General features: G+C 55.8%; 14 protein-coding genes. 1 reads left to right on the top strand and 13 read right to left on the bottom strand.

Going from position 1 to position 12,995, the window contains the following annotated elements:
* Positions 1–76: 76 nt before the first annotated feature.
* The 12 genes from gstA to blr form a co-directional block, all read right to left on the bottom strand.
* On the bottom strand, positions 77–682 hold the full coding sequence (gene gstA, locus C3F35_RS01525) for a glutathione transferase GstA (RefSeq protein ID WP_032617842.1): 606 nt from the start codon (positions 680–682) through the stop codon (positions 77–79).
* Between the two features lie 108 nt (positions 683–790).
* Positions 791–2,299, bottom strand: coding sequence for a dipeptide/tripeptide permease DtpA (gene dtpA, locus C3F35_RS01520; RefSeq protein WP_032617843.1), 1,509 nt, complete (start codon positions 2,297–2,299; stop codon positions 791–793).
* A 614-nt stretch (positions 2,300–2,913) separates the two neighbouring features.
* The gene (nth, locus tag C3F35_RS01515; protein ID WP_103793193.1) at positions 2,914–3,549 is read right to left on the bottom strand and encodes an endonuclease III; all 636 of its coding nucleotides are present in this window, start codon (positions 3,547–3,549) and stop codon (positions 2,914–2,916) included.
* Positions 3,546–4,232: an electron transport complex subunit E gene (locus C3F35_RS01510; protein ID WP_059308109.1), complete on the bottom strand. Its 687-nt coding sequence runs from the start codon at positions 4,230–4,232 to the stop codon at positions 3,546–3,548. Before C3F35_RS01510 ends, nth begins: the two co-directional genes overlap by 4 nt.
* A gap of 2 nt (positions 4,233–4,234) precedes the next feature.
* Positions 4,235–4,855, bottom strand: coding sequence for an electron transport complex subunit RsxG (gene rsxG / locus C3F35_RS01505; protein WP_032617846.1), 621 nt, complete (start codon positions 4,853–4,855; stop codon positions 4,235–4,237).
* A 10-nt stretch (positions 4,856–4,865) separates the two neighbouring features.
* Positions 4,866–5,918: an electron transport complex subunit RsxD gene (rsxD, locus tag C3F35_RS01500; RefSeq protein WP_103793194.1), complete on the bottom strand. Its 1,053-nt coding sequence runs from the start codon at positions 5,916–5,918 to the stop codon at positions 4,866–4,868.
* A complete protein-coding gene (gene rsxC / locus C3F35_RS01495) occupies positions 5,919–8,312 on the bottom strand; it encodes an electron transport complex subunit RsxC (protein WP_103793195.1) in 2,394 nt (797 codons plus the stop codon).
* Positions 8,305–8,883: an electron transport complex subunit RsxB gene (rsxB, locus tag C3F35_RS01490; RefSeq protein ID WP_032617851.1), complete on the bottom strand. Its 579-nt coding sequence runs from the start codon at positions 8,881–8,883 to the stop codon at positions 8,305–8,307. The genes rsxC and rsxB overlap by 8 nt, the downstream gene beginning before the upstream one ends.
* Positions 8,883–9,464: an electron transport complex subunit RsxA gene (gene rsxA, locus C3F35_RS01485; RefSeq protein ID WP_103793196.1), complete on the bottom strand. Its 582-nt coding sequence runs from the start codon at positions 9,462–9,464 to the stop codon at positions 8,883–8,885. The genes rsxB and rsxA overlap by 1 nt, the downstream gene beginning before the upstream one ends.
* A 76-nt stretch (positions 9,465–9,540) precedes the next feature.
* Complete coding sequence (locus tag C3F35_RS01480) at positions 9,541–9,981, bottom strand: DUF2569 domain-containing protein (RefSeq protein WP_032617853.1); 441 nt, start codon at positions 9,979–9,981, stop codon at positions 9,541–9,543.
* Positions 9,982–10,067: 86 nt separating this feature from the next.
* Positions 10,068–10,283 carry a transcription modulator YdgT gene (gene ydgT, locus C3F35_RS01475; protein WP_032617854.1) on the bottom strand — a complete coding sequence of 72 codons (216 nt, stop codon included), beginning with the start codon at positions 10,281–10,283 and terminating at the stop codon, positions 10,068–10,070.
* A gap of 203 nt (positions 10,284–10,486) precedes the next feature.
* The gene (gene blr, locus C3F35_RS01470; RefSeq protein ID WP_051916144.1) at positions 10,487–10,645 is read right to left on the bottom strand and encodes a division septum protein Blr; all 159 of its coding nucleotides are present in this window, start codon (positions 10,643–10,645) and stop codon (positions 10,487–10,489) included.
* A 245-nt stretch (positions 10,646–10,890) separates the two neighbouring features.
* On the opposite strand from blr, the gene C3F35_RS01465 reads away from it, so the two are divergent.
* Entirely contained in the window at positions 10,891–11,931 is a 1,041-nt protein-coding gene (locus C3F35_RS01465; protein WP_032617856.1) for an oxidoreductase, read from the top strand.
* A gap of 32 nt (positions 11,932–11,963) precedes the next feature.
* On the opposite strand, the gene add is transcribed toward C3F35_RS01465, so the two are convergent.
* The gene (gene add, locus C3F35_RS01460; protein WP_059308104.1) at positions 11,964–12,965 is read right to left on the bottom strand and encodes an adenosine deaminase; all 1,002 of its coding nucleotides are present in this window, start codon (positions 12,963–12,965) and stop codon (positions 11,964–11,966) included.
* Positions 12,966–12,995 lie beyond the last annotated feature (30 nt).

Genomic DNA, 12,995 nt, shown 5'->3' with positions numbered 1-12,995 from the left:
CCCGGCGGCACTGCGTTTGCCGGGCCTATAAAGAGTGCCGGGTGAACGATAGCGCCACCCGGCAACAAACACTAATTTACTTCAAACCTTCCGCTTCCAGCGCTGCCGCCACGGCAGGGCGCTCCGCCATACGCTGCATATAGGCGTCAATATGGCTTAATCCTTCCATATTCAGCTTCACGGCCCGCGCCCAGCGCAGAACGGTAAACAGATACGCATCGGCAATGGTAAAGCGTGGGCCGCAAATCCACTGATCGTCTTTTAACGACTCGTTCACGTATTGCAGCTTTTTCTCCAGCAGAGCACGAACGGTCGGCTTGTACTCTTCCGGGGTATCCGGGCGGAACAGCGGGGTGAAACCTTTGTGCAGTTCTGTGGCGATGTAGTTCATCCATTCGAGGGTTTTGTAGCGGGCGATGCTGCCGGTCGGGGCCAGCAGCTGGCGATCCGCGACGCCATCCGCCAGGTATTGCATGATGGCCACCCCTTCGGTCAGTAAGGTGCCATCTTCCAGCAGCAGTGCCGGGACCTGGCCTTTAGGATTCACCGCGAAAAAGTCATCGCCGTTTTCCAGACGCTTTTTCATCAGATCAACACCGTTGAGCGTGAAGTCTTTACCGCTCTCGCGCAGCGTAATATGGGAGGCAAGAGAGCAGGCGCCTGGTTTATAGAACAGTTTCATCGGTCACTCCTGTTTACGTAGGTTTACTCTATGGTAGTGCGCCACCGACTAAAAAAAAAGCCGCTAACGCACAGTTAGCGGCTTCTGTTCAGTCGTTTCCCGATGACATTACACGGTCGCGGTTTTGCTCGCTTTTGCGGTAGTGTCGTCGTCCTGAGTCATACGATTCAGTTTCGGTGCGGTCAGCATCATCAGCACGGCGATAACTGCGGTAGCGACACCAATCTGCAGGAATACATCGCCATACACGTGCAGTGACAGCAGTGGATCGGTTACATCAGATGGCACGGCCATCAGGTTTGCAATCTTACCTGCGATAATCGCGGCACCGGCAGTGGTCAGGAACCAGCTACCCATGATGAAGCCCATCAGACGCTGTGGCACCAGCTGTGCAACCATCGCCAGACCCAGACCAGAGATCATCAGCTCACCGATAGACTGCAGGGCGTAGCTCAGGATCAGCCAGTTGACGGAGACAATACCGGCGTCGCTGGCGAATTTCGCACCCAGCGGCAGCACCAGGAAAGCACCAGAGCACAGCACCATACCAATCGCGAACTTGTGCGGCATTGGCAGGCGGTCGCCCATCTTGTTGTAGATAGCGGCCAGGATTGGGCTACCCACCATGATCCAGAACGGGTTCAGGGCCTGGAACTGCTCAGGTTCGAACGCGATGCCCAGGATAGAGTGCTCAACGTTACGGATAGCGAAGAAGTTCAGCGACGTTGGCATCTGGCTGTACAGTACGAAGAAGACAATCGCTTCAACCATCAGGATGAAGGCAACAATCATCTTACGACGCGCCGCACCCTGCATAGAGAAGGCTTCTTTCGCGAAGATACAGACGATACCCAGGGCAACCACACCCAGTACCGCACGGGCGATACCCTGGTTGTGCAGCAGCCAGGTGGCAACAGCGACCAGAATCACCACGCCGACGATGGTCGCCAGCAGTTTGCCCATCTGTACCGGTGCAAAGTCAGGTTTTGAACCGTAGTCCTTCACCCAGCTGCGGCAGAACAGGAAGTTAACCACGGTGATCAGCATGCCGACGAAGCTCAGGGCAAACGCCACGCTCCAGCCGAATTTCGCTGCCAGCCACGGGGTCGCCAGCATAGAGAAGAAGGAGCCAATGTTGATGGACATGTAGTACATGGTGAATGCACCGTCCAGACGTGGATCATCTTTCTTATAGCAGGTCGAAAGCAGGGAAGAAGGGTTAGCCTTGAACAGGCCGTTACCGACCGCAATGGTCGCCATACCCATGTAAACCACACCGGCATCATGACCAGACCAGGCTACCAGGCCATAACCGATCGCCAGAACGATGGCACCCAGCAGAATAACTCGTTTGGTTCCCAGTACTTTATCGCCGAGCCAGCCGCCAATTGCGACCAGACCGTACACCAGAGCACTGAAAGAAGAGAACAGCGTGATGGAATCAGCTTCGGACATACCCAGTTGTTTAACCAGGTAAACAGCCATGATCCCTTGCAGACCGTAGTAACCAAAACGCTCCCACAGCTCAATAGAGAAAATGAGATAGAACGATTTCGGTTGTTTGAAAGCGTTAAGACTTACGCTTTCCTCAGCTGGTTTATTGTTTGCAGTAGACACATATACCTCTTTTTTTACATCCCATATTAACGGGGGTGTTCATAGCGTGATGACCGTAGTCCGTCCGCTTTATAGTTATAGTGGGAGGGGAAACGGCGGGTAATGTTCACTATCCTGACCCGTCTGGCAAGGTGTTTGCAATAATCTGTTACATATAACCCTGGCACTATAATGCGCCAGAAACCTAAATGTTATTTAGCGTTAAATTTTACCGTTGCGTATAAACTGGTTTTTTTCACTATTAATCAGCCCAAAAAATGCGCAGATGGCGATATGTTCTGCTGTAAAAGGCAATGTGCAGTGATATGGACTAAGTTCTGAAAAATATCCGGTCATATCTTCGGGTTATCAGAGGTGATTTATTGATGCAATAAGGCTTTGTCGGCATTTCCAATACATAAAATTAACACAGTGTGAACAGAGTGATCCCCGTCACACTTATATAGAAAATTTCGCTGACAAAAAAACAATTAACCTGTTTGATTGTTATATCGCCACAGATTACGCGAGGGGCGGACTCGTGCTCAGGTTGAACAACTGCAAAAGGGGGGATCAGCAGGGAGGCATACTTTACGTAAGGCATTGAAAAGGTGAAAAACCGTCAAATGACGGTTTCAGTGGTCTGTTTTCTCTTTATATTCGCAGAGATCTTCGATTATACAGGAGCCGCAGCGCGGTTTGCGCGCAATGCAGGTATAGCGCCCGTGCAGGATCAGCCAGTGATGGCAATCGACCTTAAATTCCGCCGGAACCACTTTCAGCAGTTTCTCTTCCACCAGCTCGACATTCTTGCCGGGGGCAAAGTTGGTGCGGTTGCACACGCGAAAGATGTGAGTGTCCACGGCAATGGTTGGCCAGCCAAAGGCGGTATTCAGCACCACGTTAGCGGTTTTACGCCCGACGCCCGGCAGGGCCTCCAGCGCGGCGCGGTCTTCCGGCACCTCGCCGCCGTGCAGCTCCAGCAGCATGCGACAGGTCTTAATCACGTTCTCGGCTTTGCTGTTAAACAGGCCGATGGTCTTGATGTACGACTTAACGCCTTCTACGCCCAGCTCCAGCATCGCCTGCGGCGTGTTGGCAACAGGATAAAGCTTTGCAGTGGCTTTATTGACGCTGACGTCAGTCGCCTGCGCAGAGAGCAGGACGGCAATCAGCAGTTCAAACGGCGAGGTAAAGTTCAGCTCGGTCGTCGGGTGCGGGTTGTTATCCCGCAGGCGTTGCAGAATGGTTAAACGTTTCTCTTTGTTCATGAAGCCTTCTCAGGGATCCCTTCCTCGATGCTGCGTGCGGCAGCGCGGCGCTTACGTTTCTCATCAATCAGGTATTTTACCGCCAGCATCATGCCGAGGCCGATAAACGCGCCCGGAGGCAGCATCGCCAGCAGGAACGGGGTATCGGTGTGGAACACCTCAATGCGCAGGGATTTCGCCCAGCCGCCCAGCAGCGCATCTGCGCCGTCGAACAGGGTGCCGTTGCCGAGAATTTCACGCATCGAACCCAGCACGAACATCGCCCCCGTTGCGCCCATGCCGATGGCAAAGCCATCCAGAGCAGAAATGAGCGGGTCATTTTTCACCGCAAAGGCTTCGGCGCGGCCTACCACGATGCAGTTGGTCACGATCAGCGGGATAAAAATCCCCAGTGACTGATAGAGGCCAAAGGCGTAGGCGTTGATCAGCATCTGCACGACGCTCACCACCGAGGCGATGATCATCACGTAAATCGGAATACGAATTTCTGACGGCGTCCAGCGACGCAGGGCAGAGATCGACAGGTTGGTCAGGGTCAGTACCAGGGTGGTCGCCAGACCCAGACCCAGGGCGTTGGTGGCGGTCGAGGTGACCGCCAGCAGGGGACACATCCCCAGCAGCTGAACAAGGGCGGAGTTGTTCTTCCACAGCCCCTGGACAATAACCTCTTTAACCTGACTCATGATCACTCCTCACAGGCGGGCAGATTGTTGAGTTGCGCAGGCAGCGTCTGGGCGTATATGCCCGCACGTTTAACGGCATTTACCACCGCGCGTGGGGTGATGGTCGCCCCGGTAAATTGATCGATCTCACCACCATCTTTCTTTACTGCAAATGCCGGATCGTCACTGCCATGAATGGTTTTGCCGGCAAAATGCAAAATCCAGTCGCTTAAGCGGGTTTCGATTTTATCCCCAAGCCCTGGCGTTTCGTGATGCTCAGTGACGCGCGTACCCAGCACGGTGCCGGAGAAGTCGGTGCCGACCAGCAGCTGGATGGCGCCGGAATAGCCATCCGGGGCTGTGGTTTCCATCACTGCGCCAACCGGGGCATCCCCTTTACGGGCAATAAAGATACGGTGAGTGCCTTTGCCTAAGGGGGCTGCCTCGACAAGATAACAACTTTTTTGCAGGTTGTTATCGTAAAGCTCTGCCGGGATCACCTGATCGAACAGCGCCTTTTGCTGACGCGCCGCCTGTTCGTCGATGGTGGGTTTGGTTAGCCCGTTGACGAGAGCCGTCAGGCCGGTCAGCACCGCGGCAAACAGCGCCAGCGTTACGCCGTGTTTTTGCATTGTTTTTAACATGGCGAGTCCCTTAGCGATGGCCGTACACACGTGGTCGCGTGTAATAATCAATTAACGGTACGGTGATGTTCGCCAGCAGAACCGCAAAGGCCACGCCGTCCGGGTAGCCGCCAAAGCTGCGGATCAACCACACCAGCAGACCGGCCAGAGCACCGAAAATCAGACGCCCACGGTTGGTGGTGGAGGCCGTCACCGGATCGGTAAGAATAAAGAACGCCCCCAGCATGGTCGCGCCGGAGAGCAGATGAAGTTGCGGTGACGCCAGCGATTCCGGCGAGAAGGCCCAGCCCAGCCCGGAACAAATTGCCAGGGTGACCAGGAAGCTCACCGGGATATGCCAGCGGATCGCCTTTTGCCACAGCATAAACAGGCCACCGGCAAGGTATGCCAGGTTAACCCACTGCCAGCCCGCGCCTGCCAGCACGCCGCTGTAAATCGGGTACTGCATGATCTGCTCCACGCTGTGACCGGCGTGCAGAGAGGTTTTAAAGGTATCGAGCGGGGTCGCCTGGCTGATACCGTCCACGCCCATGCGCAAGCTGTTCATATCCGCGCCTGTGGCGGTATGGCCAGAGAAAATTACTTGCAGGGCATCCATAAAGCCAGGCACGGTGGCCGCGATCTCATGCGGCGGTAGCCAACTGGTCATCTGCACCGGGAAGGAAATCAGCAGCACCACATAACCAATCATTGCCGGGTTAAACGGGTTATGCCCCAGGCCGCCATACAGCTGTTTGGCGATGATCACCGCAAACACGGTGCCGAGCACCACCATCCACCATGGGGCGAACGGCGGGATACTGATGGCCAGCAGCAGGCCGGTGAGCAGGGCGGAGTTATCGGCCAGGATCTTACTTACCGCCATCTTACGCAGTTTGAGCACCAGGGCTTCCGCCGCCAGCGCGCTCGCACAGCCCAGGATTATCTGGAACAACGTCCCCCAGCCAAAAAACCAGAACTGAACGGCAATGCCCGGCAGCGCGGCCAGGCAAACCAGCATCATAATGCGCGATGTCTGGCGCTGGTTGTGGGTATAAGGGGAGCTTGCGATTCTGAAAACCATTTAATCCTCGTTAACTGCCTGCTGTGCGGCTTTCTTCGCCTGGACGCGCGCAATGGCGGCAGCAACTGCCGCTTTGCGTGGATCGTCATTGGCTGCCGGTTCTTCTTCCTGTTGTGCCGCTTTACGTGCTTTCGCACGGGCAATGGCGGCTTCGACCGCGGCTTTACGCGGATCGACCGGTGTCGGTTCTACCTGAATTTCGTCCGGCTGCGCCGCTTTGCGGGCTTTCGCACGGGCAATGGCGGCTTCAACGGCCGCTTTACGCGGATCGACTGGTGCCGGTTCGGCCTCGAGCTCGTCCGGTTGCGCCGCTTTGCGGGCTTTCGCACGGGCAATGGCGGCTTCAACTGCCGCTTTACGCGGATCAATGGGTGCCGGTTCGGCCTCAATCTCGTCCGGCTGCGCCGCTTTACGGGCTTTCGCACGGGCAATGGCGGCTTCAACGGCCGCTTTACGCGGATCAACGGGTGCCGGTTCGGCCTCAACAGTGTCCGGTTGCGCCGCTTTACGGGCAATGGCAGCTTCAACGGCCGCTTTACGCGGATCAACGGGTGTCGGTTCGGCCTCAATGTTGTCCGGCTGCGCCGCTTTACGGGCTTTCGCACGGGCTATAGCGGCTTCTACAGCCGCTTTACGCGGATCAACGGAGGTCGGTTCTACCTCAGTCTCGTCCGGCTGCGATGCCTTACGGGCTTTAGCGCGGGCAATAGCAGCCTCAACTGCCGCTTTACGCGGATCCGCTTCTGGCTGTGCGGCGCCGGACTGCGCCTTCTCGGCCTGACGGGCACGAGCCTCTGCTTTACGCGCTTCGCGCGCGGCAATGGCTTCGCTATTGTCAGGGCGCTGACCCGATGGGATCACCACATCCTGAGCGGCAGTGGCTTTCTTCTCGCGAACACGAGCCAGGGCGGCATTAATGGCGTCCTGATCTTTCGCCGCAGGCTGAACCGCTGCTTTTTTATGACGTTCTTCGCGGGCGGCTTTTTCTCGCTCCAGACGCAGCTGGCGGGCTTCAAAGCGTGCTTTGGCCTCGGCAGCGCGTTTCTCTTCCTGGGCGATGGCGTAAATCTCGGCCTTTTCGACGCGGAAATATTGCACCAGCGGAATATTGCTCGGGCAAACCCAGGCGCAGGCACCGCATTCAATGCAGTCGGCCAGGTTATGGGCTTTTGCTTTGTCGTGGACCTGACCTTTGCTGTACCAGTAAAGCTGCTGGGGCAGCAGATCCGCCGGACAGGCATCGGCGCAGGCGCTGCAGCGTATGCAACCTTTCTCTTCCTGCTCCTCGCCCATCTCGCTGACGGATGGGGCCAGCAGACAGTTGGTGATTTTCACCACCGGGACATCCAGCCACGGCAGGGTAAAGCCCATTAGCGGTCCGCCCATGATCACCATCTGCTCCGCGCTCGGGCAGAACCCGGCCTGGTCCAGCAGGTGACGAACTGGTGTGCCCAGACGCGCCCAGACGTTGCCAGGGCGGCTGACGGCTTCACCGGTGAGGGTAACGACGCGCTCAGTGAGCGGCTCGCCGTCAACGACCGCACGTTTCACTGCATAGGCGGTGCCGACGTTCTGCATGAGCACGCCGATGTCAGAGGAGCGACCGCCGTGTGGAACCTGCTTGCCGGTTAAAATTTGGGTCAGCTGCTTCGCGCCACCGGAGGGGTATTTCGTCGGGATCACCCGCAGGCTGATATCATGACTCCCCGCCAACACCGCACGTAGCATTGAGATCGCCTGCGGCTTGTTGTCTTCAATACCGATCAGCACTTCCTTCGGCTGTAAAACATGGGCGAGGATGCGAATACCTTCAACAATTTGCGCTGCACAGTCCTGCATCAGACGATCGTCGGCAGTGATGTAAGGTTCACATTCGGCGGCGTTAATAATCAGGGTCTGAATCTTGTCGCCGCCGCCCTGCAATTTGTTGCCGGTGGGGAAGCCTGCGCCGCCCAGTCCGGCGACGCCAGACTGGTGGATACGGGCGATCAGCTCTTCGCGGCTGCGGCTACGGTAGTCGCTCCAGCCGTCGCGTTCGATCCAGCGATCTTCACCATCAGCGTCAATCACCACACACAGCTCAGACAGGGCAGAAGGGTGGGCTACCGTGTGCGGAGCAATCGCCGTTACGGTACCGGACGTGGGGGCATGAACCGGCAGCATACGCCCGCGCCCAAAGGTCAGCGGCTGGCCGCGTAACACAGTGTCACCGACCTTCACGCACAGCTCACCCTCAGCACCGATATGCTGTTTAAGAGGGATAACAAAACGGTTAGCCAGCGGGATCTGGCGCAGCGGCGTACCGCTGGACTGGGTTTTCATTTCGGGCGGATGAATACCGCCGTCGAAATCCCAGATCTTCTCTTTTCTGAAGGCAGAAAATAACTTAAGCATGTTGTTCCACAGGAATAATGCGAACCGGAATGGTTTGAAGATCCCATTTCCAGCTGTCGGTCGTTGTCGCTACCGGGCGTAACTCAATGCACTGCGTCGGGCAGGGGGCAACGCAGAGGTTGCAGCCGGTACACAGATCCTCAATCACGGTATGCATGGCGCGCGTGGCGCCTACGATGGCATCTACCGGGCAGGCCTGAATGCATTTGGTACAGCCGATGCAGTTTGGTTCATCGATCACTGCCAGCATACGAACCGGCTCCTGCGCACTTTCGTCACCGTCAACCGGCTGCGGATCGACGTTCAGCAAGGTGGCAATCTTCAGCATCACCGCTTCGCCGCCAGGCGCACAGCGGTTAATTTTCTCTCCGCCGTTACCTACCGCCTCTGCGTACGGGCGACAGCCGGGATAGCCGCACTGCCCACACTGGCTTTGCGGCAGCAGCTCATCAATTTTCTCAACGATCGGATCGTCCTCAACCGCGAAGCGGCGCGAAGCGTAACCGAGAATGATGCCAAATAGCAGCCCCAGTACGCTGATGGCTGCGATGGCGATCCAGATTGCATTCATTACAACTTCACCAGACCACTAAAGCCCATAAAGGCCAGAGACATAAGACCGGCGGTAACCAGCGCGATGGCGTTACCGCGAAACGGTGCCGGGATATCGGCGGCGACCATGCGTTCGCGGATCGCCGCAAACAGGACCATCACCAGCGAGAAGCCGACCGCAGCCGAAAAGCCGTACAGCGCCGACTGCAGGAAATTGTGCCCAAGGTTAATGTTGAGCAGCGCCACGCCGAGCACCGCACAGTTAGTGGTGATCAGCGGCAGGAAGATGCCGAGCAAACGGTATAACGCCGGGCTTGTTTTGCGCACCACCATTTCGGTGAACTGCACCACCACCGCGATAACCAGAATAAAGGCTAGCGTGCGCAAATAGGTCAGGCCAAGGGGGAGCAGGATCCATGTTTCAATCCACCAGGCACAGATCGAGGCGAGGGTCATCACGAAAGTGGTTGCCAGCCCCATCCCCATTGCTGTTTCCAGCTTTTTGGACACGCCCATAAACGGGCACAGGCCAAGAAACTTCACAAGAACGAAGTTGTTTACCAGCACCGTGCCGACAAAAAGCAGTAAGTAATCGGTCATTTTTCAGCCTGAGATAAAAAAGCCCCCTATTATCGGACAAGCCGCGGCAGGCGACAACAGGTTAACTGTAAGGTTATTACGGGTTCACAAAGGTGTTCTTCACGCGTGCCGAACGCTTAAAGTAGGGCACAAACAGTGCAGTCACCAGCAGGGGGAAGAGTAACTGACGCACCGCCAGCGCATCGGAGACGGGCGAAAACGCAAAAGCTTTAATAGCCAGTAATACAGAAACCAGTAGCCAGATAATATAGTGTTTCGGCACAGCCCGACGGCGTTTAAAAAACGCAATGGTTAACCAAAGCGTGTAGTACCACATGGCAATCGCAAAGGCGAAAGAAATAAACCACATGACAATATTACTGGTATTTTGCGCGCCCAGCGTTTTTAACGCGTGCGGCGACGTTAACGCCGTAGAGTAAAGGACGAGTGCCAGCGAAGCGCTTAATAATGCCATTAGCAGCCAGGCAAGCGGAGCCAGTAACCAGCCGCCAATTTTTTCTCCAGCCGTTGTGGTCATGTTCTCTCCCGAAGTCAGCGTAACAGTGCAAACTGCAAATTTGCAGGGGCGAGAGTATATAACATTTCCCGGGAATGGCTACCCTCTTATAGCACGTAACGCCACACGGACTTAGGCACTTCGCCAATGTTGAACAAACGCCCGCCAGAGACCAGTTCAGCGCGGCGATGATCTGCGGCGCGGTACATGCTGATAATCTCCTGGTTATCGCTCAGACTGTAGTTCAGATGATCAAACAACTTTTCCAGACTTTCGAGAGAATTAATTTTGCGAAATTTTAATAAATAGTCCTGAACGGTCATATTAATAATTTTCCATATTAAGAAGGAGTGATACCAAAGAAGTAATTCGGTCGAATAGTAAACGGAACAAAAAAGGCGTAAACATTTGCCGAAGCGTAGCGGCAAAAATAAGAATTTTCTTTACATGGCAAAATCAGGCGTCGGTCGACGCCTGGCGATGAAGGTTAACGCTGTTCATGACGGCTGGCAATATGCAACTGACATCATATGTCACTATTTTTGAGCAGTGCATGCGGCTTGGCTTGATTGACACTATTGACCGGTTCCGGCGGCTGATAGTTGTCGATATGGCTGGCGATGCCCAGCAATATCACCGACACGCCCAACACAATCCATCCGGCTAACTCGATAATTCGATTAATGATTGTCGTCATGATTCGTTATTTTGTTTTATCCATAAATACAGTTTAAGAATTTTACAGCGCAGATTGCCGCCCGGCAAGCGCTTTGCAGTGTTGTTTTGCGATTGTACTCAGCTAGTTATAATTGTTAATCAGAAATTACTGATTGCATATATCGCCCCGAGGCGCAAAACCCAGTTTTAACCTATTGTGACCAGAGTAGAGATAGTGTGAAATATGTGTGTCAAAAGAAGAGAGGCGACGTCATGAACGACAAAATCCGTGTTGGATTAATAGGTTATGGTTATGCGAGTAAAACGTTTCATGCTCCGCTAATTGATGGCACGCCAGGGATGGAACTGGCGGCAATCTCCAGCAGCGATGCGAGTAAAGTGCATGCAGACTGGCCGACGGTGCCGGTAGTTTCCGAGCCGAAGCATCTGTTTAACGATCCCACTATTGATCTCATCGTCATCCCTACGCCCAATGACACTCACTTCCCACTGGCTAAAGCAGCCCTGGAAGCAGGGAAGCATGTGGTGGTGGACAAACCTTTTACCGTGACACTGTCACAGGCCCGGGAGCTGGACGCGCTGGCGAAAAGCCTCGGGAAATTGCTCTCCGTGTTTCATAACCGCCGTTGGGACAGCGATTTCCTGACCGTGAAAGCGTTGATCGCTGACGGGTCTCTCGGAGAAGTAGCCTTCTTTGAATCGCATTTTGATCGCTTCCGTCCGCAGGTACGCAACCGCTGGCGCGAGCAGGCGGGTCCGGGCAGCGGTATTTGGTACGATCTGGCCCCCCATCTGCTTGACCAGGCCGTTAACCTGTTCGGTCTACCGGTGAGCCTGAACGTCGATCTGGCCCAGCTGCGTCCTGGCGCACAGGCCACGGACTACTTCCACGCTGTGCTGAGTTATCCGCAGCGTCGTGTGGTACTGCACGGCACCATGATGGCAGCGGCAGAATCGGCTCGCTATATCGTGCATGGCTCCCGCGGCAGCTACGTGAAGTTTGGCCTCGACCCGCAGGAAGATCGTCTGAAAAATGGCGAGCGTCTGCCGCAGGAAGACTGGGGTTACGACATGCGTGACGGCGTGTTGACCCGCGTTGAAGGCGAAGAGCGTGTAGAAGAGACCTGGCTGACGCTGCCGGGTAACTATCCGGCCTATTATGCTGGTATTCGCGATGCGCTGAACGGCGACGGTGAAAACCCTGTTCCTGCGAGCCAGGCGATTCAGATTATGGAGTTGATTGAGCTGGGGATTGAGTCTGCGAAACATCGCGCGACCTTGTGTCTCGCTTAAAAAAGTAAAGCCCGGCACTGCCGGGCTTTTTCTTATCCGCGTGCGACCTTGTCGCGCAGCGCCTGCTTCTCCGCAGGGGTCAGGAAGGCCATTTCCAGCCCGTTGATCTGCGCCTGGCGGATCTGCTCCCGGCTCAGTCCAGCCAGCGAGGCGGCAACCGTATACTCGTGAATAATATCCACGCCCTGAACCGCCGGATCGTCGGTATTCAGCGAGGCCATCACCCCATGCTCCAGGAAGGTTTTCAGTGGATGCTGCGCCAGCGTCGCCACGGTGCTGGTCTGAATATTGGAGGTCAGACAGGATTCAATCCCGATACGCTGCTCTGCCAGGAAGTCCATCAGAGCCGGGTCTTCAACCGCCTTCACCCCATGACCGATACGCTCGGCACCTAACTCACGAATGGCCTGCCAGATGCTCTCCGGGCCTGCCGCTTCACCGGCATGCACGGTGATGTGCCAGCCAGCATCGCGGGCGCGGTTAAAGTGAGAGAGGAACAGGCTGCCCGGGAAGCCCAGCTCGTCACCCGCCAGATCCACAGCGGTGATATGGTCGCGGTGCGCCAGCAGCGCCTCAAGCTCCTGCAGGCAGGCGTCTTCCCCGAAGGTGCGGCTCATGATGCCAATCAGACGGGCCTCGACGTTGAAGGTCTTGCAGCCCTCACGCACGCCAGCAATCACCGCTTCAACCACGCCTGCCACCGGCAGTTTATGGGTCATCGCCATGTAGCCCGGCGAGAAGCGCAGTTCGACATAGTGCAAACCGTTGCGCGCGGCATCTTCGATATTTTCAAAAGCGACGCGACGACAGGCGTCCAGCGAGGCCAGAACTTTTACCCCCCAGTCGAGCTTACTCAGGAAACTGACCAGATCCGGCTCGTTTTCCGTAACCTGCACATGTGGGATCAACGTCTCAAGGGTTTGTGCGGGCAGGGTTAAATTATACTGACGGCCCAGGTCAAGGATGGTCTGGGCGCGGATGTTACCATCAAGGTGGCGATGAACGTCAGTTAACGGGAGGGTGATATCAATCATGGTCGCACTCTTTATTAGTAGAAGTGCGGG

Origin of the sequence: Leclercia sp. LSNIH3, from assembly GCF_002935105.1 — a bacterium.
Classification (GTDB): Bacteria; Pseudomonadota; Gammaproteobacteria; order Enterobacterales; family Enterobacteriaceae; genus Enterobacter; species Enterobacter adecarboxylatus.
Note: the sequence above shows the minus strand (reverse complement) of the source record. Positions and strands in the feature narration are given on the sequence as shown.

Bases quoted from the DNA above. Each gene is read 5' to 3' on its own strand.
- gstA (WP_032617842.1), bottom strand. From the start codon at position 682: ATGAAACTGTTCTATAAACCAGGCGCCTGCTCTCTTGCCTCCCATATT.
- nth (WP_103793193.1), bottom strand. From the start codon at position 3,549: ATGAACAAAGAGAAACGTTTAACCATTCTGCAACGCCTGCGGGATAAC.
- C3F35_RS01510 (WP_059308109.1), bottom strand. From the start codon at position 4,232: ATGAGTCAGGTTAAAGAGGTTATTGTCCAGGGGCTGTGGAAGAACAAC.
- rsxG (WP_032617846.1), bottom strand. From the start codon at position 4,855: ATGTTAAAAACAATGCAAAAACACGGCGTAACGCTGGCGCTGTTTGCC.
- rsxD (WP_103793194.1), bottom strand. From the start codon at position 5,918: ATGGTTTTCAGAATCGCAAGCTCCCCTTATACCCACAACCAGCGCCAG.
- rsxC (WP_103793195.1), bottom strand. From the start codon at position 8,312: ATGCTTAAGTTATTTTCTGCCTTCAGAAAAGAGAAGATCTGGGATTTC.
- rsxB (WP_032617851.1), bottom strand. From the start codon at position 8,883: ATGAATGCAATCTGGATCGCCATCGCAGCCATCAGCGTACTGGGGCTG.
- rsxA (WP_103793196.1), bottom strand. From the start codon at position 9,464: ATGACCGATTACTTACTGCTTTTTGTCGGCACGGTGCTGGTAAACAAC.
- C3F35_RS01480 (WP_032617853.1), bottom strand. From the start codon at position 9,981: ATGACCACAACGGCTGGAGAAAAAATTGGCGGCTGGTTACTGGCTCCG.
- ydgT (WP_032617854.1), bottom strand. From the start codon at position 10,283: ATGACCGTTCAGGACTATTTATTAAAATTTCGCAAAATTAATTCTCTC.
- C3F35_RS01465 (WP_032617856.1), top strand. From the start codon at position 10,891: ATGAACGACAAAATCCGTGTTGGATTAATAGGTTATGGTTATGCGAGT.
- add (WP_059308104.1), bottom strand. From the start codon at position 12,965: ATGATTGATATCACCCTCCCGTTAACTGACGTTCATCGCCACCTTGAT.